General features: G+C 62.7%; 20 protein-coding genes, 1 tRNA gene and 2 pseudogenes. 8 read left to right on the forward strand and 15 right to left on the reverse strand.

Going from position 1 to position 22,704, the window contains the following annotated elements:
- The first annotated feature begins 39 nt into the window (after positions 1-39).
- From AC1Q6X_RS14295 to AC1Q6X_RS14305, 3 genes are all read left to right on the forward strand, one after another.
- Complete coding sequence (locus tag AC1Q6X_RS14295) at positions 40-633, forward strand: SMI1/KNR4 family protein (RefSeq protein ID WP_492497637.1); 594 nt, start codon at positions 40-42, stop codon at positions 631-633.
- Positions 617-979 (forward strand): hypothetical protein, encoded by a 363-nt coding sequence (locus tag AC1Q6X_RS14300; RefSeq protein WP_218069308.1) that lies wholly within the window; start codon positions 617-619, stop codon positions 977-979. The genes AC1Q6X_RS14295 and AC1Q6X_RS14300 overlap by 17 nt, the downstream gene beginning before the upstream one ends.
- A 198-nt stretch (positions 980-1,177) precedes the next feature.
- Entirely contained in the window at positions 1,178-3,496 is a 2,319-nt protein-coding gene (locus tag AC1Q6X_RS14305) for an NADP-dependent malic enzyme (protein ID WP_070220307.1), read from the forward strand.
- Positions 3,497-3,547: 51 nt separating this feature from the next.
- Here AC1Q6X_RS14305 and AC1Q6X_RS14310 read toward each other — a convergent pair whose 3' ends face one another.
- Both AC1Q6X_RS14310 and AC1Q6X_RS14315 read right to left on the reverse strand, forming a co-directional pair.
- Complete coding sequence (locus AC1Q6X_RS14310) at positions 3,548-4,417, reverse strand: hypothetical protein (protein ID WP_492497638.1); 870 nt, start codon at positions 4,415-4,417, stop codon at positions 3,548-3,550.
- A gap of 69 nt (positions 4,418-4,486) precedes the next feature.
- Positions 4,487-5,323 (reverse strand): universal stress protein, encoded by an 837-nt coding sequence (locus AC1Q6X_RS14315; protein ID WP_492497639.1) that lies wholly within the window; start codon positions 5,321-5,323, stop codon positions 4,487-4,489.
- Positions 5,324-5,687: 364 nt separating this feature from the next.
- Between AC1Q6X_RS14315 and AC1Q6X_RS14320 the strand changes: the two genes are divergently transcribed.
- Entirely contained in the window at positions 5,688-6,503 is an 816-nt protein-coding gene (locus AC1Q6X_RS14320) for a class I SAM-dependent methyltransferase (protein ID WP_070290941.1), read from the forward strand.
- A gap of 6 nt (positions 6,504-6,509) precedes the next feature.
- Here AC1Q6X_RS14320 and AC1Q6X_RS14325 read toward each other — a convergent pair whose 3' ends face one another.
- The 3 genes from AC1Q6X_RS14325 to AC1Q6X_RS14335 form a co-directional block, all read right to left on the reverse strand.
- The gene (locus AC1Q6X_RS14325) at positions 6,510-7,010 is read right to left on the reverse strand and encodes a hypothetical protein (RefSeq protein ID WP_492497640.1); all 501 of its coding nucleotides are present in this window, start codon (positions 7,008-7,010) and stop codon (positions 6,510-6,512) included.
- Between the two features lie 64 nt (positions 7,011-7,074).
- Positions 7,075-7,821, reverse strand: coding sequence for a M56 family metallopeptidase (locus tag AC1Q6X_RS14330; protein WP_492497641.1), 747 nt, complete (start codon positions 7,819-7,821; stop codon positions 7,075-7,077).
- A gap of 7 nt (positions 7,822-7,828) precedes the next feature.
- Positions 7,829-8,245, reverse strand: a complete 417-nt coding sequence (locus AC1Q6X_RS14335) for a GNAT family N-acetyltransferase (protein ID WP_070220730.1) — start codon at positions 8,243-8,245, stop codon at positions 7,829-7,831.
- 147 nt (positions 8,246-8,392) lie between these two features.
- Here AC1Q6X_RS14335 and AC1Q6X_RS14340 point away from each other — a divergent pair, with 147 nt between their 5' ends.
- Together AC1Q6X_RS14340 and AC1Q6X_RS14345 are read left to right on the forward strand one after the other, a co-directional pair.
- Entirely contained in the window at positions 8,393-8,785 is a 393-nt protein-coding gene (locus AC1Q6X_RS14340) for an Imm10 family immunity protein (RefSeq protein WP_070290944.1), read from the forward strand.
- Between the two features lie 69 nt (positions 8,786-8,854).
- Positions 8,855-9,433: an NnrU family protein gene (locus AC1Q6X_RS14345; protein WP_230501911.1), complete on the forward strand. Its 579-nt coding sequence runs from the start codon at positions 8,855-8,857 to the stop codon at positions 9,431-9,433.
- A 147-nt stretch (positions 9,434-9,580) separates the two neighbouring features.
- Here the strand turns inward: AC1Q6X_RS14345 and AC1Q6X_RS14350 are convergent.
- Positions 9,581-9,667: transfer RNA gene (locus AC1Q6X_RS14350), tRNA-Leu, on the reverse strand.
- A 174-nt stretch (positions 9,668-9,841) separates the two neighbouring features.
- On the opposite strand from AC1Q6X_RS14350, the gene AC1Q6X_RS14355 reads away from it, so the two are divergent.
- Positions 9,842-10,606 carry an SDR family oxidoreductase gene (locus AC1Q6X_RS14355; RefSeq protein ID WP_230501913.1) on the forward strand — a complete coding sequence of 255 codons (765 nt, stop codon included), beginning with the start codon at positions 9,842-9,844 and terminating at the stop codon, positions 10,604-10,606.
- A 79-nt stretch (positions 10,607-10,685) separates the two neighbouring features.
- On the opposite strand, the gene AC1Q6X_RS14360 is transcribed toward AC1Q6X_RS14355, so the two are convergent.
- The gene (locus tag AC1Q6X_RS14360; RefSeq protein WP_070224195.1) at positions 10,686-12,002 is read right to left on the reverse strand and encodes an enoyl ACP reductase FabMG family protein; all 1,317 of its coding nucleotides are present in this window, start codon (positions 12,000-12,002) and stop codon (positions 10,686-10,688) included.
- Between the two features lie 263 nt (positions 12,003-12,265).
- Positions 12,266-14,629: a DNA polymerase II gene (locus AC1Q6X_RS14365; RefSeq protein ID WP_492497642.1), complete on the reverse strand. Its 2,364-nt coding sequence runs from the start codon at positions 14,627-14,629 to the stop codon at positions 12,266-12,268.
- Between the two features lie 133 nt (positions 14,630-14,762).
- On the opposite strand from AC1Q6X_RS14365, the gene AC1Q6X_RS14370 reads away from it, so the two are divergent.
- The gene (locus AC1Q6X_RS14370; protein WP_492497643.1) at positions 14,763-16,442 is read left to right on the forward strand and encodes an AMP-binding protein; all 1,680 of its coding nucleotides are present in this window, start codon (positions 14,763-14,765) and stop codon (positions 16,440-16,442) included.
- Positions 16,443-16,516: 74 nt separating this feature from the next.
- On the opposite strand, the pseudogene AC1Q6X_RS14375 reads toward AC1Q6X_RS14370, so the two are convergent.
- From AC1Q6X_RS14375 to AC1Q6X_RS14405, 7 genes and pseudogenes are all read right to left on the reverse strand, one after another.
- Positions 16,517-16,636, reverse strand: a pseudogene (locus AC1Q6X_RS14375) (PEP-CTERM sorting domain-containing protein); the annotation flags it as partial.
- A gap of 45 nt (positions 16,637-16,681) precedes the next feature.
- Positions 16,682-17,509: pseudogene (locus AC1Q6X_RS14380) on the reverse strand (choice-of-anchor A family protein); the annotation flags it as partial.
- A gap of 186 nt (positions 17,510-17,695) precedes the next feature.
- Entirely contained in the window at positions 17,696-19,420 is a 1,725-nt protein-coding gene (locus tag AC1Q6X_RS14385; RefSeq protein ID WP_230501921.1) for an ArnT family glycosyltransferase, read from the reverse strand.
- Between the two features lie 152 nt (positions 19,421-19,572).
- On the reverse strand, positions 19,573-19,842 hold the full coding sequence (locus AC1Q6X_RS14390; RefSeq protein ID WP_034746247.1) for a type B 50S ribosomal protein L31: 270 nt from the start codon (positions 19,840-19,842) through the stop codon (positions 19,573-19,575).
- Between the two features lie 306 nt (positions 19,843-20,148).
- On the reverse strand, positions 20,149-21,411 hold the full coding sequence (gene rho, locus AC1Q6X_RS14395; protein ID WP_034746249.1) for a transcription termination factor Rho: 1,263 nt from the start codon (positions 21,409-21,411) through the stop codon (positions 20,149-20,151).
- A gap of 155 nt (positions 21,412-21,566) precedes the next feature.
- Entirely contained in the window at positions 21,567-21,893 is a 327-nt protein-coding gene (gene trxA, locus AC1Q6X_RS14400) for a thioredoxin TrxA (protein WP_070224200.1), read from the reverse strand.
- A gap of 303 nt (positions 21,894-22,196) precedes the next feature.
- Positions 22,197-22,655 carry a response regulator gene (locus tag AC1Q6X_RS14405; RefSeq protein WP_492497644.1) on the reverse strand — a complete coding sequence of 153 codons (459 nt, stop codon included), beginning with the start codon at positions 22,653-22,655 and terminating at the stop codon, positions 22,197-22,199.
- Between the last annotated feature and the right edge of the window lie 49 nt (positions 22,656-22,704).

Raw genomic sequence — 22,704 nt, forward strand, 5'->3', positions numbered from 1 at the left:
TATATTGCGCCGACCCGTCAATTCAGGAGCCCGCCACGCATGGATATCGTCGACCACTATTTAACCGGCTTGCACCAGGCCATGCCGCCGGAGCCGCTGGCGGAGCTGGCGCTGGCCAGCGGCGCCAGCGCGGCGCAACTGGACAGTTTGCGCCAGGCCTATCCGCTGTGCCCGGACAGCCTGCTGCGCCTGCTGGGCCAGTACAACGGCACGTATTACCAGGAGTATGCGGGCGGCATGGTGCTGGTGTACATGCTGGGCTCGGACGTGTTCGAGTATCCGTATTACCTGAGTTCCGTCGAACAGATCCTGGAAGACCGGCAAGCGAACCAGCGCAGCATCGCCGATATCTACGGCCATTACCTGGACGACGACCCCGACATCGTCGACGCCCGCATCGACGCGGGCATCCAACAGGGCCAGCGCCTGTGTTTTTCGCATTGCATGAACAATGGCGGCTCCTCGCGCCTGTATGTCGATTTCACGCCCACGGCATCGGGCAAGGTGGGGCAGGTCGTGCGCTTCCTGCACGATCCCGACAACTACCAGGTCATCGCCGACAGCTTCGACGCGTATCTGCAAATGCTGATCGATGACGATTACGGCTTCCTGATCGATGACAATTTCGAATAAGCGCGCCGCGCCGCCGTCCCTGCTGCCCGCCAACCGCCGCATCGTGCTGTCCGGCGAGGATGCGCTGCGCATCCTGCGCGAGATCGAATTCCTGCTGCAGTCGCTGCAGCACATCGGCCGCCATTATTATCCCGACGGCGACGATGACGGCGCCGATGCCCTGCGCCGCGCGCAGTATTGCGCGGAGACGACGCGCTTCATCGACGAGGAGCAAGCGACGACGCGCCTGGCGCTGATGCGCCGCATCCTGTCCGCCCCATTCGACACCAGCCTGGGCGGCGACGACATGGACGATCTCGAGCGCGCCGTCGCCGCGCTGCCGCTGTGGCGTGCTCCCGGCGACTGATCACAAAAACTAATTGAAATATAAAATTTGATAGTTTTTCCTGTTGAGGACGTTTGTGCCGCCGGACGGCCTTACAATGCTAGGTTATGCGTTTTCGTGATATCAGACTGTGGCTAGCGGAAAATACCTAGCTAATTGAAAGAATCGGTCTGATAAAATCCGGAACACCCGATCGACCAAACAGGAAGGCAGCACAGCATGGATTCGTCATCTGATAAAAAAGAAGAATTGCGTCAACAATTGCGCTTGGCCGCACTCGAGTATCACGAGTGCCCGCGCCCCGGCAAAATCAGCGTGACGCCGACCAAACAACTGACCAACCAGCGCGACCTGGCACTGGCCTACTCGCCAGGCGTGGCGGCACCGTGCGAAGAAATCGTCATCGATCCGGCGAATGCCTATAAATACACGGCGCGCGGCAACCTGGTGGCCGTCATCACCAACGGCACGGCCGTGCTGGGACTGGGCAATATCGGCCCGCTGGCCGCCAAGCCGGTGATGGAAGGCAAGGGCGTGCTGTTCAAGAAATTCGCCGGCATCGACGTCTTCGACATCGAAATCAATGAATCGGATCCCGATAAACTGGTCGACATCATCGCGTCGCTGGAACCGACCTTCGGCGGCGTGAACCTGGAAGACATCAAGGCGCCCGAGTGCTTCTACATCGAGCGCCAGCTGCGCGACCGCATGAAGATTCCCGTCTTCCATGACGACCAGCACGGCACCGCCATCATCGTCGGCGCGGCCATCCTGAACGGCCTGAAAGCCGTCGGCAAGAAGATCGAGGACTGCAAGCTGGTCGTGTCGGGCGCGGGCGCCGCGGCGCTGGCCTGCCTGGACCTGATCGTCGACCTGGGCTTCCCCCTGAAAAACATCTACGTCACCGATCTGGCCGGCGTCGTCTACAAGGGCCGCGCGGAACTGATGGATCCGGACAAGGAACGCTTCGCGCAAGACACGCCGCTGCGCACCCTGGGCGAAGTCATCCCGGACGCCGACATCTTCCTCGGCGTTTCCGCCGCCGGCGTGCTGAAACAGGACATGGTGCGCAAGATGGCGCCGAACCCGCTGATCCTGGCGCTGGCCAACCCGAACCCTGAAATCCTGCCGGAAGAAGTCAAGGCCGTGCGCAGCGACGCCATCATCGCCACGGGCCGTTCGGACTATCCGAACCAGGTCAACAACGTGCTGTGCTTCCCCTACATCTTCCGCGGCGCCCTCGATTGCGGCGCCACCACCATCACGCGCGAGATGGAAATCGCCGTCGTGCACGCGATCGCCGACCTGGCGCACGCCGAGCAGTCGGACATCGTCGCCACCACCTACGGCATCAGCAACCTGTCGTTCGGCCCTGAATACCTGATCCCGATGCCCTTCGATCCGCGTTTGCTGATCAAGATCGCGCCGGCCGTGGCCAAGGCGGCCGAGGATTCCGGCGTCGCCACGCGTCCGATCAAGGACTTGCAGGCGTACGCGGACAGCCTGCAGCAATTCGTCTACCGCAGCGGCACCTTCATGAAGCCGCTGTTCCTGATGGCCAAATCCACGCCGGCCGAACTCAAGCGCATCGTCTACGCCGAAGGCGAAGAAGAGCGCGTGCTGCGCGCCGTGCAAGTGGTGGTCGATGAAAAACTGGCGCGTCCCATCCTGGTGGGCCGTCCGCCCGTGCTCGAAGCGCGCATCCAGAAGTTCGGCCTGCGTCTCAAGCAAGGCGTCGATTTCGACGTCATCAACCCGGACTTCGACGAACGCTATCGCGATTACTGGAACACGTACTACGCGATGACCAGCCGCAAGGGCGTCACCGAGGAATACGCGAAGCTGGAAATGCGCCGCCGCCACACCCTGATCGGTTCGATGATGATCCACAAGGGCGATGCCGACGGCATGATCTGCGGCACCTTCGGCACCACCCAGCTGCACCTGAAATACATCGACCAGGTGCTGGGCAAGCGCGCCGGCAGCAACGTGTATGCCGCCATGAACGTCTTGATCATGCCGGAGCGCCAGCTGGTGATGGTCGACACGCACGTCAATGAAAACCCGGACGCCGAGCAGCTGGCCGAAATCACCATCATGGCCGCCGAAGAGATGACCCGTTTCGGCCTGTCGCCGCGCGCGGCCCTGTTGTCGCACTCGAACTTCGGTTCCAGCGACAGCGCCTCGGCGCAAAAGATGCGCGCCGCCCTGGCCATCGTCAAGGAACGCGCGCCGGACCTGGAAATCGACGGCGAAATGCACGGCGATACGGCCCTCGACAGCAAGCTGCGTCAAAAAATCATGCCGAATTCGGCACTGAAGAACGACGCCAACCTGCTCGTCATGCCGAACATCGAATCGGCCAACATCGCCTACAACCTGGTCAAGACGGCGGCCGGCAACGGCATCGCCGTGGGTCCGATCCTGCTCGGCTGCGCCAAGCCCGTGCACATTCTGACGCCATCGGCCACCGTGCGCCGCATCGTCAACATGACGGCCTTGTGCGTGGTCGACGCAGTGGCCCAGCGTAAGGTCTAAGCGTTAGCTGCACATGAAAAGCCGCCCCATCCGCAAGGAGGGGCGGCTTTTTTACGTCGGTGGCACGGGCAGGGCCGTGGCGGCCGGATGGCGGCGCCGGTAATAGTGGCGGTACAGCATGATCTCGCCCCATACCAGCAGCAGCGCGACCAACGCGAACAGGGCCAGCGTGATCTTGAGCGAATTGAAATACGCGCCGGCCTGGCGCTTGATGGCGTCGATGAAAATCATCGGCACTGACTTGTCGAGTTTGCTGAAGTCGGCCTGGCGCGCCACGTCGGTGGTCAGGCGCACGGCCAGGTCGGTGCCCAGCGCGGCCAGCTCGCCCGTCGCCTGGCCACGGAAGTTGGCGCCCTTGAGCGCTTCGCCGAGCAGGCCGACCCTGGCGATCAGCTGTTCCTGCAGCACTTGGGTCAGCAGCACGCTGCCGCGGCGCAGGATGAATTCATTGATCCAGCGCGCCTTGCTGCGTTCCCAGTAGCTGCTGGACGTGGGCTGGTAATACATGCCTTGCACGAAGGGCTCGAGCAGGCTGCGCACGCTGATGGGCTGGCCCGGGGCGATCAGCTTGACCTGCTGCTCCAGGTAGACGCGCAGCGCCGGCATCTGTGCTTCGACCACCGGCTGCAGGTCGCGCTCGAGGGCCTGGTTGACCATGCGGTGTGCGCTGTGCACGGCGCCAAACCCGCCGCCGAGGAGCGGCAGTGCGAGCAGGATCAACACATAGCTGAGCTTGGCGGCCACATGCCAGGCGCGCGGACGGCGCACGAGCAGGCATTTTCTGGCCAGCTGGTAGCAGATGCCGAGCGCCAGCACAAAGCCGAGCATGCCATACAGCAGCATCGATGGCAGGGCGGTCCACAGCAGTTCACTGCCGAACGGCGCCAGGCTGCTGCCCCAATTGATCATTTGTTGCTTCATCTACATTGCCTTGATATGGAAAATCAGGCAAGTATAGCCATTGTGCAACAGAACGTGGCGCGCGGGACCTCAGTGCGCCATCAGCACGGGCAAGGTCATCTGGCGCAGCACCGTTTCCGTCACGCCGCCCAGCAGGATTTCGCGGAAGCGGGCGTGGCCGTAGCCGCCCATGACCAGCAGGTCCGCATGCACTTCGGCCGTCATGGCCAGCAGCGCCGCGCCGACGTCGCCCGTGGTGACGGCGGGGCGCACCTCGACGGGCACGCCATGGCGGCTCAGATAGGCGGCGATGTCGGCGCCCGGATGGCGGGCCGGCTGCGCGTGGCCGGCCGGCGGGTGCAGCAGGGTCAGTACCACCAGGCGCGCCGCGCGCAGCAGGGGCAGGGCGTGGCCGATGGCGCGCGTCGCTTCCATGCTGCCATCCCAGGCCACCACCACGGTGTTGTCCACTTGCGCGAATTGACCGCTGCGCGGCACGATCAGCACGGGACGGGCCGCGTTCAGCATGACGTAGGGCACCAGGTCGCTCATGGCGCCGGGCAGCGCTTCGCTGGCGTCGTGCTGGCTGAGCACCGTCAAGTCGCTGTAGCGGGCGCTGACGGCCAGGCCGCCATCCTCGTCGTCTTCGATCAGGCGCCGCTCGAGCGAAACGGCGCCCGCCTGGCGCGCCAGCGTTTCAAACTGGTCCAGCGCCTGCTCCGCCTGTCCGTGCAGGGCGGTAATTTGCGCCGCCACGGCGCCGCCGCGCATGCCGCGGTTGTTTTCCAGGGTAAAGCGCGACACGCCCGTCATGGCGGCGCCGATCAGGTGCGCCTGGTGCGTGTGCGCCAGCCGCGCCGCGATGGCGACGCGCTGCGGCGCATGGCGCGACAGGTCGGCGTGGACGAGGATGGATTTGTAAGCCATGGTGTCATTCGCTAGTCAGGGTGGCAACAAGGCTAGAACGGCAACACGGGCAAGTCCAGCATTGCCGTGCCGGCGGGCGGTTTTCTTATGCGGGGCTTGACGTGGGTCAAAAAAACACGGGCGAGGGCCTTTCGCAAGGCGATAGCCAGGAGATTGCGAGCTGTTTGATGTGCATCAAAATGCGGGGGCCGCCACCAGCCATAATGGCCTTGAACTCCTTGCCCTTCCAGTGGTCTGCATCGGCGCCGGCGCCATCTGTCCGGCACTTCCTTGTGTGACGCAACAACGCTGGCCGTGGCGGGAGTTCAATTCTCGGCGCCTTGCCTGGAGTCATGCTACATTCGCGTCCTGTTTTTCTGAAAGGATGACGATGCCTTTAGGTAATAACGGTAACAACTTCTTGCAGCACAATCAGCAAGCCTGGGATGCCCAGGCTGCACGGAACAGCCCGTGGTCGCAACCCGTCGATAGCGCCACCATCGCCGCGGCCCGTGCCGGGCAGTGGCAAATCCATCTGACGCCCGGTCCCTTGCCAGCCGGCTGGCTGGGCGAGGTGCGCGGCAAGCGCATCCTGTGCCTGGCCGGTGCCGGCGGGCAGCAGGCGCCCGTGCTGGCTGCCGCCGGCGCGCACGTCACCGTCTTCGATCTGTCTGAACAGCAACTGGCGCAAGACCGCATGGTGGCCGAACGCGACGGCTTGCAACTGGCCACCGTCCAGGGCGATATGCGCGATCTGGCCTGCTTTGCCGACGCCAGCTTCGATGTCATCATCCACCCCGTGTCGAACCAGTACGTGCCCGATATCGCCCCCGTGTGGCGCGAATGCGCGCGCGTGCTGGCCGATGGCGGCGTGCTGCTGAGCAGTTTCTTCAACCCGGCCGTCTTCATCGGCGACCGCGATCCGCAATGGGCACAGCAGGGCTTGATACGGCCACGTTTCGTGCTGCCGTATTCGGATGTGGAGGATATGGATGCCGATGCGCTGGCGGCGCGCATGGAAAAGGGCGAGGCGCTGGTGTTCGGCCACGGCCTGGACAGCCAGATCGGCGGCCAGCTGGCGGCGGGCTTCGTGCTGGCCGGTTACCACGAGGAAATGCATCCCCACCCGCGCTTTGAAATTGAAAAATTCCTGCCCAGCTTTATTGCCACGCGGGCCGTCAGGCTGGCGCGCGCGCTATAGCGATCATTAGTTGTACGGCTGCAAGTCCAGCCAGACGGCGTACGACAGGCGCTTGCCGTTCCACAGGCCGCCGCCGCGGATGACGGCGTCGCACGAGGTCAGCTGGCCTACCAGATCCATGCGGCCCAGGTTGCGGCGCAGGCGCAGGGCGTCGTTGTGCGACAGGTAGCCCACCAGCAGGCCGTCGATGAAGACGGCGATGGCCTTGTCCTGGAACGGGTTGGCATCGTCGCAGACGAGCAGGGCCAGGCATTTTTCTTCCGCGTTGCCGGGGCCGTGTTCGCCGGTCAGCCTGGCGATGGCGGGCTGGTACATCGCTTCGTTTTCCACTTCCGACGCAAAGCGCCCCTCGTCGCTCCAGTGGTGCGCCGGTGCGCCCGCAGGGATCGCCGGCACGTACTGGCGCACGGACACGAGCGGTTTGTGCAGCGGTTTGACGGGCGTGCGGCCGCTGAAGACGTAGTACAGCAGGGCGATGACGATCACGATGGCAAGCAGGTAAAGCATGGTATCTCTCTGATTTCGAAGGGGGGAGCCGGGATCGCGGGCGTGCCGCGCGGCGTTGCCGCTACTATAGCAAGTTCGCCGCCCGGTCCCGGGTAAATCTGGCCATCAGATGGCGCCGCCGGCGCAGCGTCAGCGGATCGTTCAGCACGATGGGCGAGGCGCCCGTCAAGCCCGAATAATACTGGCCGTGCCGGCGCAGGACGAAGGCATAGTCGCGCAGCGCGTGGCCGCGTGCCAGCATGCGCGCATCGCAATCGACCTCGATGGCAAAGCGCAGCCGGTGCAGCTGCCACCACAGGGGCACATTCCACGGCATGATCACGATCAAGCCGTAGGCCAGGGCCAGCAACTGCGGATCGCGCGCGGCCAGCCGGCATTGTGCGTGCGCCAGCAGCAGCGCTTGTTGTTGGGGAGGAATCAGTTGCAGCCAGACGGGCATCACGATGCGGGGCCGCAGCAGCCCCGCCACGCAGGGGCCGATGCCGCCGCTCAAGTACACTGGCGTGCCCAGCAGCGATGTTTTCTGCCAGCGGCGCTGGTGCGACAGCAGCCAGATGCTGCGTAGCGCCAGCAGCAAGAGTATGCCGCTCGATAAGGCAAACCAGCCCAGTTTCAGCTGCGCCTGCTCCGACGGCATGGCCGCCAGCACGCCGGGCAGCCACGCCAGGGGCAAGATGACGGACGCGGCGATGGCCGCCAGCCACAGCCAGCGTGTCGTGCGCCCGCGCCGTTGCCGCGCGCGCTCGGCGCGCCAGGCGGCAGCGCTCAACAGCAGCGCCAGCACCATGCAGCACAGCAGCCAGACCGGCATCGGGCGCCTAGCGCTTCAGCGCCATGCCGACGGAGGCGGGCGCCGTATGCTTGAAACCGAACTGCGCATACAGGTCTTGCGCCTGGCCATCGGCGATCAGGCTGACGTACGCGCTTTCCGGCACGTCGCTGTCGATGAACTGGCGGATTTCGCGCATGATCAGCTTGCCCAAGCCCTTGCCCTGGTGGGCCGGCAGCACGGCGATATCGACGACCTGGTAAAAACAGCCGCCATCGCCGATGACCCTGCCCATGCCGACGACCTCGTCGCCATGCAGCACTTGCACGGCAAAAAGGGAATTCGGCAAGCCCTTGGCCGCCGCCTCCGCGGTTTTCGCGCTCAGCCCGGCGGCGACGCGCAGCTGCTGATAGGTGGCGATGGAGGGAATGGCCAGGCGGGTGGTGTAGGGCGATGCGGCAGTCAAGACGGTCTCCTGTGCAATATGGATGGAATGGCCATTATAGGCGGCGAGCGCGGCCGGCGGCGGCACGCTTTATTCGCCGCGCCCTATGTCGTGCGCGGCGCTTTTGCGCTATGGTGGCGTCATTCATTTATTTGTTGAAAGCATGCCATGTCCGCAGGATTTACCGCCACCGAGTTGTCCGTCATCCATGAAGACGACGCCCTGATCACCACCCTGGCCGCGCCAGCGGGCAAAGGTGAGCCCGTCTACTTGATGCTGCAGCGCGCCGATGAATACGACGAGCAGGACGTCGCCACGGGCATGGACGAACCGTATATTGAATATGGCGGCCAGGAATTTGCGTGGTATGGCCACATGCACGCCGTGATCCTGCATCCGAACCGCCTGTCCGTGCAGATGGATGCCGAGGCCGCCATGCAGATGGATGACGACGGCCAGATCGACGTGCGTTTCAACTTGACGCCCGAGCGCTACGCCCAGCTGCAGCAGGCGCTGCGCACCACGTTCGAGGGCTGCGACTACTATCGCGAAGAACGTTGATCTGCGCGGACGGCGCCGGCCACGGCGTCGCGTATGCTCGATAGCGGGCATTGACTGGGGGAGAATAAGATGACGGTGCTGATACTCGGTTTGCTGCTGTTCCTGGGCTTGCACTCGGTACGCATCGTCGCCGACGGCTGGCGCAGCGCCCAGCTGGCGCGCCTCGGCGAAAAGCGCTGGAAGGGGCTGTACTCGCTCGTGGCGTTTGCCGGCCTGGGCCTGATCATCTGGGGTTACGCCCTGGCGCGCCAGCAGCCGCAGGTGCTGTGGACGCCGCCCATGGGCTTGCGCCACGCCAGCGGCCTGCTGATGCTGTTCTCGCTGATTTTGCTGGCGGCGGCCAATGTGCCGCGCAACCGCATCAAGACCCTGGTGCACCACCCCATGCTGCTCGGCACGCAACTCTGGGCCGTCGCGCATCTGCTGGCCAACGGCAACGTGGCCGACGTGCTGCTGTTCGGCGGCTTCCTCGTCTGGTCGTCGGTGGATCTGGTTTCCGCCGTGCAGCGCGACCGCGCGGCCGGCGTGGCATACCAGGGCGGCACCGTCCAAGGCACCCTGATCGCCATAGCCGCGGGCTGTGCACTGTGGCTGCTGCTGGCGTTCTGGCTGCACGGCGTGCTGTTTGGCGTGCGGCCGTTTGGATAAGGGGATCGAGCAAGCGAGGGAGCGTGGCCTGCGACGAGCTGAACGACAAACCGGGCGCGGCCAAGACGTTTACATAAAAACAAACATAAAAAAACCCGCAGCATCTGGCGATGGGCGGGTTTGATCAGGTACAACTAAGGTGTTCTGTGGTGCCGGGAGCCGGAATCGAACCGGCACGCTGTTTCCAGCGCGGGATTTTGAGTCCCGTGCGTCTACCTATTCCGCCATCCCGGCAACGCGAGACGCATTATCACTGATTTGTCACAATCTGGCAAGTTTTATGCTTGGCGTGCGTTTTGCCCAAGCCTGCAGAATCTGTGACGATGCCGATTCCAGCGCAAGAAGCGGAGTGCCGCGCCGGGCTTGCCGGCCTATCTTTTCCCTTTTAACCACATGAAGGGGAAGCAAATGTTACAACTGGAAAATAAGGTCGCCATCATCACGGGCGCCAGCTCGGGCATTGGCCATGCGGCGGCGCGGCTGTTTGCCCGCCATGGCGCGCGGCTGGTGCTGGTGGCGCGGCGGCGGAAGGAACTCGATGCGCTGGTGGCGCAGCTGGCGGACGGCGGCGCGCAAGCCGTGGCCTGTGCCGGCGATGTGGCCGACGCGGCATGCGCGCAAGCGGCCGTGGCGCTGGCGCTGCAACGCTTTGGCGGCCTCGATATCGCCTTCAATAATGCGGGCACCCTGGGACCCATGGGACCCACGCAGGAAGTTGCCCTGGAAGACTGGCGGGCGGCGGTCGACACCAATCTCACCAGCGCCTTCCTGGCCGCCAAATATCAGCTGCCCGCCATGGCGGCGCGCGGCGGCGGCTCGCTGATTTTTACCTCGACCTTTGTCGGTCATACGCTGGGCATGTCCGGCATGGCCGCGTATGCGGCCAGCAAGGCGGGCGTGATCGGTTTGACCAAGGCCCTGGCGGCCGAGTATGGCACGGCGGGTATCCGCGTGAATGCCCTGCTGCCGGGCGGCACCGATACGCCCATGGGGCGCGCAGTGGCGAATACACCCGAAGCGCTGGCCTTCGTGGCGGGCTTGCATGCGTTAAAACGCCTGGCTACGCCGGACGAGATCGCCCGCTCGGCGCTGTACCTGGCGTCCGATGCCTCGAGCTTCACCACCGGCACGGCGCTGCTAGCCGATGGCGGCGTGTCCATCGTGCGCGCATAAAGCACGCGCAGAAACGCCGACGGCCCGGGGATGAGCCGGGCCGTCGGTTGTGTGCGCTACATCAAGCTCAGTTTCAAGCTCAGTTGTGAACCGAGTTCAGCTGGCGCGCGATGATGTCGTGGTTGAGCCAGATGACGGGCGCTGGCGGTTCCGACATGGTGTGGAACATCAGCGGGCCCGTGCCTTCCAGCACCAGCGAGCTCAGGTGGTCGGTGATCAGTTCCTTGCGGTCCTTGTGCAGCTTGGTGATGTCGTCCGAGGTGCCGATCATGACGTCGGCCAGCTCTGGCGTGTTGTCCATCGGCCAGGCGGCGAAGTTGCGGAACTGCACGCTGGTGGCGTCGCCGTTGTAGGCGGCGATACGGTCGAGCAAGTCTTGCAGCGACACGCCGTCTTCCAGCAAGCCCTGGCAGATTTTCCACTGTTCTTCGGCCCAGGCAGCGCCGCCTTCTTTTTTCAGCGCGTCGAGCAGGGGGAACAGCGACAGTTCCACGCCGACGAAAATGTCGGACGAATTCGTGCGGATTTCCGGGCAATTGAAGACGGTCGCCTTGATGCCTTTTTCCCACGCGGCCTTGGCCACGTTTTCCAGGCGCATCTTGGCCAGGCCTTGCGTGTAGTTGCTGTAGGTTTGCCACTGGTATTTGCCGTCGATCAAGATCTCGGTGCCGTGGTAGCCGTAGGCGCTGTAGCGCACCTGGCCGCCCGTTTGCTCGATGCGGGCGCGGATGGCGGCGCTGCCGTCGATCAGGTGCTGCAGGGTGTTGGCCGTGACTTCGTCGAAGTTCATCAGGATCAATTTACCCAGGTCGCTGTCGAGCAGGGCGCGCGAAGACATGAAGCGCTCGCCGCGGCCTTTGTAGATGCGGTTGGCGATCGCCAGGAAGACCTTGACCTTTGGAATGCCGCCGGCCATGGTGTGGGCGAAATACACATTGCTGCCGTCAGGAATCAGGCTATCCAGCTCGGCCATGGCTTTGGCCACGGACGCGCTGAAGCGGGCGATGCCGGCTTCGCGGCAGCGTTCGATCTGCGCCCAGTCCAGCTTGTCTTCTTGCCAGCTTTTCAGGGTCATGTCGGCCAGCAGGGCCGTCGGCGTCGGTTCGCCGGCGGGCGCGTCGAGGTCGAAACCGGCCATCAGCGGCACATTGATGATGCGGCCGCCCAGGTTGGCTTCGGCTTCGGCCAGCTCTTCCGCGTTCAGCGGGCGCAGCGCCATGTTTTCATCGCGGCGGCCGACCGTCATGCCGACGATATTCATGCCCGCCTTGCGCGCTTCGTCCAGCAAGCCATTCACATAGCCGCGGCCGAACAGCTCGCCGAACAGCACAAAGGTGTCGCCCTTGCGGAAGATATTTTTTTGCGGGATGTCTCTCAGGGACGTGATCTCGGTCATGGTGTCAATTCATTCAAAAATTAGCAGGGCAGATGGCTGTTGCTGCTGCCCGCTGGTTCAACATAGTGTGAAATTATGCGCCATTTCAGCGGGGAAAATCTTCTTGCGAATGATTCTCGTCTGGAATGGCATCTTCTTCTTCATGCAGCTCTTATTCTTTCGCCAAGGCGTATTTTACGCTGCCCCGGCGCACAGCGCCCGCGGACTGGCCCGGCAGGCGCCGATATTACCTCAGCTTGGCCGCGCAGGTCAGTAAAATTGATCTAAAACAAATCCTGTTGTCCCGAGACCAGGCGCGAAAAATCGTCGCCGAGGAAGGGCAAGATGGCGTCCGCCACCGGCTGCAGCTGGCGCGTCAGGTAATGCTGGTAGTCGATGGGCGAGCGCTGCGTTTCCAGCGGTTCCGGCCCCGCCACCGTGATGACATAGCTGATCCAGCCGCCGTTCTGGTATTGCAATGGCCGTCCCTGCGCCAGGTTGTAGGCGTCGGCCGTGCGCGCCGCGCGCACGTGGGGCGGCACGTTGCGCTGGTAATCGTCGAGCGGGCGGCGCAATCTCTTGCGGTAGACCAATAAGGCGTCGAACTCGCCGCGCACCGTGCGCGCCACGTAGTCGCGCACATAGTCCTGGTAGGCGGCGCGCTGGAAGATGCGCAGGTACAAGGCTTGCTGGAATTGCTGCGCCAGCGGCGTCCAGTCGCTGCGCACCGTTTCCAGGCCCTTGTAGACCATCTGTTCGCTGCCGTCGGGCTTGCCGACGAGGCCCGCGTAGCGCTTCTTGCTGCCTTCTTCCGAGCCGCGGATGGTGGGCATCAGGAAACGCCGGTAATGCGTCTCGAATTCCAGTTCCAGCGCATTCTCGAGGCCGAATTCTTCGCGCAGATGGGCGTCCCACCAGGCGTTCACATGCGCCACCAGGGCGCGGCCGATCTTGCCCGCCTCTTCATCCGTATGCGCTGTTTTGAGCCACACAAACGTGGAATCCGTGTCGCCATAGATCACCTGATAACCCTGTTCGGTGATCAGTTCGCGCGTGCGGTGCATGATGTCGTGGCCGCGCAAGGTGATCGACGAAGCCAGGCGCGGATCGAAGAAGCGGCAGCCGCTCGACCCCAGCACGCCGTAAAACGCGTTCATGATGATCTTTAACGCTTGCGACAAGGGCGCGTTGCGCTCGCGCTTGGCCGTCTCGCGCCCTTGCCACACCTGTTTCACGATGGCGGGCAGGCAATGTTTTACGCGTGAAAACTGCGCGCCCCGGTAGCCGGGCACGGTATCGGCCTCGTCGCCGCCCGTGCCCACCACCAGGCCCACGGGGTCGATCAGGAAAGTGCGGATGATGGACGGGTACAGGCTTTTATAGTCGAGCACCAGCACGGAATCGTACAGGCCCGACTGCGAATCCATGACGAAGCCGCCGGGGCTGTTTTCGCCCGAGATATCGCCCAGGTTGGGCGCCACATAACCCTGCCGGTGCATCAGCGGCAAATACAAATGTTCGAAGGCGGCCACGGAGCCGCCGCTGCGGTCGGCCGCCAGGCCCGTCACGCTGGCCCGCTCCAGCAGGAAGGTCAGCAACTCGGTCTTGGCGAAGATGCGCGTGACCAGCTCGCAATCCTTGAGGTTATAACGGGCCAGCGCGGGCTTGTCTTCGCGGAACCGCCGGTCGATCTCGGCCATGCGCTGGTAGGGATTGTCGATGGATTTGCCTTCACCCAGCAAGGTCTGCGCCACGTTTTCCAGGCTGAACGAAGAAAAATTCCACGTTGCCGAGCGCAGGGCTTCGATGCCGTCGATGATCAGGCGTCCCGCGGCGGCGGCAAAGTAATGCTCTTGCTTGCCGCCATGCTCGCGCCATTCCATCACGGCGCCGCCGCGCCCCAGTTTCAACGGTACCTGGTAGCGCTCAGCGTGTTCGCGCAGCACGCGCAAGTCGAACTGCACCAGGTTCCAGCCGATGATGGCGTCCGGATCGTGCCGCTCCATCCACGTGTTCAGGCGCTCGAGGATCTGTGCGCGGCTGTCGCAGTATTCGAGGTCGAAGTCGAGTAGCTCATCGCCGCCGTTTTGCGGCCCCAGCATGTAGACCTGGCGCTGGCCGCAGCCTTCCAGGGCCAGCGAATACAGCTCGCCATGGGCCGTCGTCTCGATATCGAGCGAGGCCAGTTTCAAGCTTGGCCGGTAGCCGGGCGCCGGTTTCAGCTGCACGTCCTGCCCTGTTTCCGCGATGAACGTTACCGGCGCCGTAATGAAACGCTCCATCAGGTAGCGCTCGGGCGGGCGGATGTCCGCTTCGTACACGTCGATGCCGTGCGCGCGCAACTGCTTTTCCAGCTTCAGCAAATGCCGGTATTGCTTGCAGTACAGGCCCAGCACGGGACGGTGGTGAAAATCGCACAGCGACAGGGGACGCAGTTCGGCATGGCGCTCGCCGCGCAGCAGCTGTTGCGCTTGCTCCTGCTGCTCCATGGGGATAAAGGCGACGGCCGTCTGCACGGGCAGGCGCACGTGGCGGGGCCCGGCGTCCGTTGCCAGCCAGAAATCGACCTCCGTGCCGGCGGGCGTGTCGCGCCAGTGGCGGGTCAGAATGAAGCCCTGTTCGGGCGGGTGCTGCGCGTTGCCTGTCATGGTGCCGTGAGTGTCTGGTGTGCTGGGCTGCACATTACAGCAAGCTGACGCAGGGCGGGGGCGGTTGCGGCTATAATTTTCTGCATCGAAGACGATAACAAGAGCGCGCCGCGCCACCCACCCCGGAGACAGCATGCAAGCAATGAGTTATGTACACGGCGCCCACGAGACGCCGTTGATCGGCGAAACGATAGGCGCCTACCTGGACGGCATCGCCGAGCGCTATGGCCAGCACGATGCCCTGATCGTGGCGCACCAGAACGTGCGCTGGACGTATCTGGAATTCCAGCAGCGCGTGCACCGGCTTGCCGCCGGCCTGTTGAAACTGGGCTTGCAGCCGGGCGACCGGGTCGGCATCTGGTCGCAGAATTGCGCCGAATGGGTGCTGACGCAGTTTGCCACGGCGAAAGCCGGTTTGATCATGGTCAACATCAACCCCGCCTACCGCCGCTCCGAACTCGAATACGTGCTCGACAAGGTGCAATGCAGCGCGCTGATCCTGTCGCCCAGCTTCAAGTCCAGCGATTACCTGGCCATCGTGCAGGACGTGGTGCCGGAAATCGCCCGTTCGCGCGCCGGCGCCCTGCAGTCGCCGCGCCTGCCGCAATTGCGCCACGTCATCCGCCTGGGCGCGGCCACCACGCCGGGCATGCACAACTTCGACGCGGTGATGGACGGCATCACCGACGCCGACCTGGCGCACCTGGACGAAGTGAGCGCTGGCTTGCAGTTTGACGACGCCGTCAACATTCAGTTCACGTCCGGCACCACGGGCGCGCCGAAGGGCGCCACCTTGACGCACCACAATATCCTGAACAACGGTTTCTTCATCGGCGAAGCCATGCGCCTGACGGAACGGGACCGCTTGTGCATCCCCGTGCCCCTGTACCACTGCTTCGGCATGGTGCTGGGCAACCTGGCCTGCGTCACGCACGGCGCGGCCATGGTATTTCCCGGCGAAGGCTTCGATCCGAAAGCCGTGCTGGAAACGGTGCAGGCCGAGCGCTGCACGGGATTGCATGGCGTGCCCACCATGTTCATCGCCATCCTCGACCATCCTGACTTCAAGCAATATGACTTGTCCCGGCTGCGCACCGGCATCATGGCCGGCTCGCCTTGTCCGATGGAAGTCATGACGCGGGTCATCGAATTGATGCACATGGCGGAAATCACGATTGCGTATGGCATGACGGAAACGTCGCCCGTCAGCTTCCAGACGGCGATCGAAGACCCGCGCGAGATGCGCGTCTCGTCCATCGGAAGGGTCCACCCGCACCTGGAAGTGAAAATCATCGATGCGGAAGGCCGCATCGTGCCGCGCGGCGAAAAGGGCGAATTGCTCACGCGCGGCTATTCCGTGATGCAGGGCTACTGGGGCGACCCGGAAAAAACAGCGGAGGCCATCGACGCGGCGCGCTGGATGCACACGGGCGACCTGGCCGTCATCGACGACTACGGCTTTTGCAGCATCGTCGGCCGCTCGAAGGACATGGTGATACGCGGCGGCGAAAACATCTACCCGCGCGAAGTCGAGGAATTCCTGTACCGCCACCCGAGCGTGCTCGACGTGCAATGCGTGGGCGTGCCGGACGCCAAGTATGGTGAAGAACTGTGCGCCTGCATCATCCTGCGCCCGGGCACGCAGGCCACCAGCGAGGATATCCGCGCCTTTTGCGACGGGCAGATCGCCTATTACAAGATTCCCCGCTATGTGCGCTTCGTCGAGGAATTCCCCATGACGGTAACGGGCAAGATCCAGAAATATGTATTGCGCAAGCAGGTGGCGACGGATCTGGGGCTGAGCGCGGATTAAGTTTTTCGCCCGCCCATAAAAAAACACCGGGACGCTCGCGCGGCCCGGTGTTTTTTATTGATGCGGCGTCAAGCTCAGGCCATCGCGGCTTGCGGTGCGCGCGCTGGCGTGCGGCGGCGCATGAAGGCCAGCAAGCCCAGGCCGGCCAGCAGCATGGCGTAGGTGCCTGGCTCAGGTACGGCCGACACGTTGACCGTGTTGAAGCCGGAACCGTTCATCGCGACGTGACCACGATTGATCGAGCTGACCGAATTGGCGATCAGGGTGCCGTTCATGTCGCCCGAACCGGAGAACGCGCTGTGCGGCGCCAGGATGCTGCCGTTGATGCCGACGTTCTGCAGGTTAGTGGTGGTGGCGTTGGCGAAGTTGAACAGCGTGCGGTTGGCGAAACTGGCGAAATTGTCGAAGCCGCCGCTCATGGTGATGTCGGTGGCCGTGCCGTTGATGATGATGCTGGCCGTGCTTTTCAGCGAGGACAGGTCCAGCGTCAGGTTATGCAGGTTCGACGCATCGATGTTGAAAATATTCACGTCGGCGTTGACATTGCCGACCAGGGTCATGTTGCCGTACTGCGAGATCACGGTGCCGTTCGATTGCAGCTTGGCCACGTCGCCCGACAGGGTCGTCAGTTGCTGCTTGGCGCCCGCGAAGTCCAGGGTGGAGGCATTGCCTTTGCTGATGTTATCTTTTGGAAACCACTGTGGCGCCGTCAGGGTGGCGTTGGGGTTGCTGACGCCGTACACGGCCGAACCGCTGAGCGTGCCCCAGCCCGTGTTCAGGTTGCCGCCAGCAACGACCGAATTGACGGCGCTGCCTGGCTTTTTATTCGTGCCGACATTGTAGTTGTCCAGGTAGATATTGCCGCCAGCGGCAATGCTGCCGCCGACGCTGGTAAAACCGCTGGCGCCGCTGCTGCCGATGTTGCCAAAGATAAAGGCCGAGTAGCCATTGGCGACGCCGAGGTCGACCACGGTGGCTTGGGCCGAAGCGCTGAAGGCGAAGGCGAACAGGGCGGCGCTGATGAGCGGCAAGGTACGGGTAGCAAATAATTTCATGGACAATCTCATAGTCAATTAGGGGACGATTCGGGCGGGAAAGCAACACACCGCCATCGCGCAGCCGGCTATTATAATATAAAAAACAATGTTAGTTCAATTTAGGTAATTAACTATATTTTAAGGCAACACTTTTCCTAGGGTCAGCAATTGTCTTGCGGACATAAAAAAACCGGGGCTGGCCCGGTTTTTTGCTGTTTATCTGACGCGCTGGTACAGGCGGAAGCGTTCCACGTCATCCGTGGGGCGGCGTCCTTCCCACAGCTTGATCCAATCCGCACCGTGGTGTTCCGGCAGCTTTTCCTTGTTATCCGGAACTTTAATGCTGTCTTGCAACAAGAACACGTCGCAATGCTGTTGGCCCACATTGGCAAACGGCAGGTGGCCGTAGTAGGCGAACGAGGCGCGCTGGGCGGCGCCGACATTGCTGTTGATGCAAGTAGTGCCCGGCGGCAGGTGGACGGAAATCTGGTGCGCGACGCTGGCGTAGCTCTTGCTGTAGTTCAGCGGCGGCAGGAACAGGGTCATGATCAGCACCCAGATCAGGATCAGGCCGCCGGACGACAGCACCACGGCGCGCCACAGCACGGCTGGCTGGCGCGAGATGCGCCAGTGCACCAGCGCCACCCAGCCCGCGCTGGCGCAGGCGGCGACGAAGAAGGCCAGCAAGTCCAGTTCGGGCTTGAAACCTGGCATGAGTTTCAGGGCGTTATGCGACAGTTTTGGAGGCCAGCCCGTCAGGATGGCGAACCAGAACAGCCACAGCGCGAGGGCGCAGATGGTCAGCACCATCACGGAGAACCAGTCGATGGCGTTGATGGCGCCCCGTTTCATGGTCAGCAAGCCGAACGCGGCCATCACGGCCAGCGGCGGCAGCAGCGGCAGCAGCTGGCTCGGGTCGGGATCGGGATGGCACAGGCCCAGGATGGCCAGCATGGCGACAAAGGTCAGCGGCACGACGATGTGCAGCACGTGGTGCTGGCGGCGCCAGGCATACACGGCCCAGGCGGCGAACGGCCAGGCGGGCCAGAAGAACCAGATGCCGACACGCCAGAAGTATTGCAGGCTCTTCAGGCTGGGGGCGCTGAACTGGCGGCAATTCCATTCCATCCACGCTTGCAGCGGCGAATGGCCGTATGGCTGCAGCAGTTCGCCCGGCAGCAGCCAGGCCAGGGTCAGCGCGATGCCGATCAGGATGGCCAGCGCCAGGTGGCGCACGCTGCGCAGCAGCGGCAGGCGCAGGAAGACGGTGCACAGCAGCAAGGCGATGCTCAGCGCCGCCGGCGTGATCCAGCCGCGCGCGAGGGTCAGGCCGCCCAGCGCCAGGCCCAGCAGGGCCGCATTGCGCACGGACGGGCCTTCCACGTAGCGCACGGCGCGGTACAGCAAATAGGCCATCAGGGACACGTACAGCGCTTCGGCCGTGATGTCGTGGCTGTGCTGCAAGAGGCCCAGGCAGCCCAGGTAGATGAGCACGGCGGCATCGGCCAGGGTGCGGCCGAAGTCGTCCGGCTCGGGCTGGCCGCCGAAAGCCAGGCGCAGCGGCTGGGCGTCGTTGCGCCGGCCCAGGTTGAAGGCGGTGTACCAGACGGACAGGGTGCTGACGACGAAGATGCCGATGGTCGACATGCGCGCGCCAAAGACGTCGCCGTCGATCCAGCCGAACAGCTTGATGAAGATGGCGCCCAGCCAGAAGGCCAGCGGGCCTTCATCGAGCAGCGACAGGCCGGCGATGTTGGGCCACAGCCAGTCGTTCAGGCCGCCATGCGCCATGGTCCACATGATGCCGAAACTGGCGGCATCATCGTTCTTCCACGGTTCGCGGCCGATCAGGCCAGGCAGGATGTACAGCAGGCCGAGCGCAAACAAGGCCCATCGTGGCAGCGCGAGTGTGGCAGCGGCGGGAAGGCGGACTGGCTTCATCGATAATCGGTATCAGAATAGTGGCAAGACGCGACGAATGGCGTCGGGTATGCGCGAGTATAAAGTAAAGCGGCCAAAGACAAAAAAGGCAGCCGTGGCTGCCTTTTCTCTGGCAGCCGGAGCTGCCCTGTTTTGCCGCAAAGCGGCAAAAATCAGCCTGCTGCGACTGCGGTTTTCGAACCAACCGAACCGAACTTCTGACGGAACTTCTCGACGCGACCGGCGGTATCGACGATTTTGTGCTTGCCCGTGAAGAATGGGTGCGATTCAGCCGAAACCTCGATCTTCACCAGTGGGTATTCTTTACCGTCGTGGGTGATTTTTTCGCGGGTTTGGATGGTCGAGCGGGTAACGAATTTGAAATCGCACGACAGATCGTGGAAAACAACTTCGCGGTATTCTGGATGGGTATCGACTTTCATGGTCTTCTCTCTAGTTTGGTAGCCAAACAGCACTTCGTCGGTCGTCCTGCTTCTTGACCCGATTGCCGATCACTTGCCAGGTTTAAAATAATGCAACCGTCGATTATATAGCGCTTTCGGGGCGCAGGCAATAAAAAAGCCGCTCAATGAGCGGCTTTGCATGATCGCGTGTGCTTACGCCGGGCGCAACGTAGGTCGGATTAGCGCGCTAGCGCGTAATCCGACAACACCACCGTCTTCGCCAACAATGTTGTCGGATTACAGCCCTGCGGGCCTAATCCGACCTACGATACACGGCAGGGGAATTTAGCCGCCCCGGCGCATCATGTCGAAGAATTCGGCGTTGTTTTTGGTCGCCTTCATCTTGTCGAGAATGAACTCCATCGCCTCGATCTCGTCCATCGAGTACAGCAACTTGCGCAGGATCCAGATTTTTTGCAGCTCGTTCGGCTTGATCAGCAGTTCTTCGCGGCGGGTACCCGATTTGTTCAGGTTGATTGCCGGGTAGACGCGTTTTTCGGCCAAACGGCGTTCCAGATGCACTTCCATGTTGCCGGTACCCTTGAATTCCTCAAAGATCACGTCATCCATGCGCGAACCCGTTTCGATCAGCGCCGTGGCGATGATGGTCAGCGAGCCGCCTTCTTCGATATTGCGCGCGGCGCCGAAGAAGCGTTTTGGACGTTGCAGCGCGTTCGCGTCGACACCGCCGGTCAGGACCTTGCCCGAGGCAGGGATGACGGTGTTGTAGGCACGCGCCAGACGGGTGATCGAGTCGAGCAGGATGACCACGTCTTTTTTCATTTCGACCAGGCGCTTGGCTTTTTCCAGCACCATCTCGGCCACTTGCACGTGGCGCGTGGCCGGCTCGTCGAAGGTCGAGGCGACGACTTCGCCGCGTACCGAGCGTTGCATTTCGGTCACTTCTTCCGGACGTTCGTCGATCAGCAGCACGATCAGCGTGATGTCCGGGTGGTTGGCCGTGATCGCATGGGCGATGTGCTGCAGGATCACGGATTTGCCGGATTTCGGCGACGCCACCAGCAAGCCGCGCTGGCCTTTGCCGATCGGGGCGATCAGGTCGATGATGCGGCCGGTGATGTTTTCCTGGCCATTCATTTCACGTTCCAGGCGCAGCGGCTCGTTCGGGTGCAGCGGCGTCAGGTTTTCAAACAGGATGCGGTGTTTCGACATCTCCGGCGATTCGCCGTTGACCTTGTCGACTTTGACCAGTGCGAAATAGCGTTCGCCATCTTTCGGGGTCCGTACCTCGCCTTCGATCGAATCGCCGGTGTGCAGATTGAAGCGGCGGATTTGCGAAGGGGAGATGTAAATATCGTCGGTGGACGCCATGTAGCTGGCGTCAGGCGAGCGCAGGAAGCCGAAGCCGTCAGGCAGCACTTCCAGGGCGCCGTCGCCAAAAATCTGTTCGCCGGACTTGGCGCGTTTTTTCAGGATAGCGAACATCAGCTCCTGTTTGCGCAAGCGGGCTGCGTTGTCAATGTCAAGACCGATCGCCATCTCAAGCAGGGCGGATACGTGTAGGGCCTTTAGTTCGGATAAATGCATATGTGTTGAGTGTCCCGAGACGGGATGTAAAGGTAGGGGAGGGGACTGCGTGGCGTTGATTAATTATTGGGGAAGGCTGTGCACGAATGAGGCAAAGCCGCTTCCCGGTCTATCCAGTCAGGCGGCGCTGCGGGCGCAGCGCTGCCCATCATACATTAAATGTTGCTGTCGACGAAAGCGGTCAACTGGCCCTTGGCCATGGCGCCCACTTTTTGAGCAGCTGCAGCACCATCCTTGAACAGGATCAGGGTCGGGATGCCGCGGATGCCGAACTTGGCAGGTACCGCCTGGTTGGCGTCCACGTCCATCTTGGCGATCACGATGCGGCCGGCATATTCCTTGGCCACTTCTTCCAGGATCGGGGCGATGGCCTTGCAGGGACCGCACCATTCTGCCCAGAAGTCGACCAGTACTGGCAACTCGGATTTCAGGACGTCTGCTTCAAAAGATGCATCGCTAATGTGTTTGATATTTTCGCTCATATTTTCCTCAAATGAGGGTGGGATCAATAATGCCTGGAATTCACCATACGCTGGTTCGCCATCCATGCTTCCTGGAATGCAGTGAGAAGATGGGGGCAATGGGCACAAATTCAATGTTCTTGGAAGGTGCGACCAGAGGTATGCAGGCGGGGATGGCTGAAATAATAACCCATTTTTTCAAAGCGTGGCGATTATTGCAGAAAAACTTGAGGCATATCGCCCCTGCGCCTGCCGCCAGGGCGGCAAAGCCGCATGCCTGCTGGCTTGCGGCGCCGTGTCCCGCCTCCCGGCCTGGCTCCGCGCTCAGGCTTGCGCGCCGGCCTGACGCGCCGTGTGCTGCAGTTGCAAGTTCACCATGAGCTGCAATTCCGCGCTTTCCATCGGCTTGCGGAAGGTGCCTAATATATGCAGGCCGTTGGCCATGGCCAGGCGTTCGGCCGCCAGGCGCACGGCCGAATGCAGGCCCGACAGCAGGACTACGCCGCCGCGGAAGCCGTTTTCAGCCGCCATGCGCAAAAATTCGATGCCGTCGATGTCGGGCATGGACAGGTCGCAGATCAGCAGGTCGGGCTGGTGCTGCTTCAGGGTGGCCAGCGCCTGTTCGCTATGCGACTCGCAGCGGATGTCGAACGGGCCCATTTGCTCGAGCATGTCGCTGAGCACGTCGAGCATGAACACGTCGTCGTCCAGCAGCAATACGCGCAATGGCGCCAGGCCTGCTTCGTTGTGTTCACGGCTTGCTTGGTTTGATACAGTAGTCATCGTCCTGTCTTCCTATTGATATGCTGCATCGCTGTCGATGCCGATACCT

The sequence above is a fragment of the Janthinobacterium sp. GW823-FHT06H09 genome, from assembly GCF_058794735.1.

Excerpts from the sequence above, each read along its gene's own strand:
- AC1Q6X_RS14295 (WP_492497637.1), top strand. The coding sequence starts at position 40 with ATGGATATCGTCGACCACTATTTAACCGGCTTGCACCAGGCCATGCCG.
- AC1Q6X_RS14300 (WP_218069308.1), top strand. The coding sequence starts at position 617 with ATGACAATTTCGAATAAGCGCGCCGCGCCGCCGTCCCTGCTGCCCGCC.
- AC1Q6X_RS14305 (WP_070220307.1), top strand. The coding sequence starts at position 1,178 with ATGGATTCGTCATCTGATAAAAAAGAAGAATTGCGTCAACAATTGCGC.
- AC1Q6X_RS14310 (WP_492497638.1), bottom strand. The coding sequence starts at position 4,417 with ATGAAGCAACAAATGATCAATTGGGGCAGCAGCCTGGCGCCGTTCGGC.
- AC1Q6X_RS14315 (WP_492497639.1), bottom strand. The coding sequence starts at position 5,323 with ATGGCTTACAAATCCATCCTCGTCCACGCCGACCTGTCGCGCCATGCG.
- AC1Q6X_RS14320 (WP_070290941.1), top strand. The coding sequence starts at position 5,688 with ATGACGATGCCTTTAGGTAATAACGGTAACAACTTCTTGCAGCACAAT.
- AC1Q6X_RS14325 (WP_492497640.1), bottom strand. The coding sequence starts at position 7,010 with ATGCTTTACCTGCTTGCCATCGTGATCGTCATCGCCCTGCTGTACTAC.
- AC1Q6X_RS14330 (WP_492497641.1), bottom strand. The coding sequence starts at position 7,821 with ATGCCGGTCTGGCTGCTGTGCTGCATGGTGCTGGCGCTGCTGTTGAGC.
- AC1Q6X_RS14340 (WP_070290944.1), top strand. The coding sequence starts at position 8,393 with ATGTCCGCAGGATTTACCGCCACCGAGTTGTCCGTCATCCATGAAGAC.
- AC1Q6X_RS14345 (WP_230501911.1), top strand. The coding sequence starts at position 8,855 with ATGACGGTGCTGATACTCGGTTTGCTGCTGTTCCTGGGCTTGCACTCG.
- AC1Q6X_RS14355 (WP_230501913.1), top strand. The coding sequence starts at position 9,842 with ATGTTACAACTGGAAAATAAGGTCGCCATCATCACGGGCGCCAGCTCG.
- AC1Q6X_RS14360 (WP_070224195.1), bottom strand. The coding sequence starts at position 12,002 with ATGACCGAGATCACGTCCCTGAGAGACATCCCGCAAAAAAATATCTTC.
- AC1Q6X_RS14365 (WP_492497642.1), bottom strand. The coding sequence starts at position 14,629 with ATGACAGGCAACGCGCAGCACCCGCCCGAACAGGGCTTCATTCTGACC.
- AC1Q6X_RS14370 (WP_492497643.1), top strand. The coding sequence starts at position 14,763 with ATGCAAGCAATGAGTTATGTACACGGCGCCCACGAGACGCCGTTGATC.
- AC1Q6X_RS14385 (WP_230501921.1), bottom strand. The coding sequence starts at position 19,420 with ATGAAGCCAGTCCGCCTTCCCGCCGCTGCCACACTCGCGCTGCCACGA.
- AC1Q6X_RS14390 (WP_034746247.1), bottom strand. The coding sequence starts at position 19,842 with ATGAAAGTCGATACCCATCCAGAATACCGCGAAGTTGTTTTCCACGAT.
- rho (WP_034746249.1), bottom strand. The coding sequence starts at position 21,411 with ATGCATTTATCCGAACTAAAGGCCCTACACGTATCCGCCCTGCTTGAG.
- trxA (WP_070224200.1), bottom strand. The coding sequence starts at position 21,893 with ATGAGCGAAAATATCAAACACATTAGCGATGCATCTTTTGAAGCAGAC.
- AC1Q6X_RS14405 (WP_492497644.1), bottom strand. The coding sequence starts at position 22,655 with ATGACTACTGTATCAAACCAAGCAAGCCGTGAACACAACGAAGCAGGC.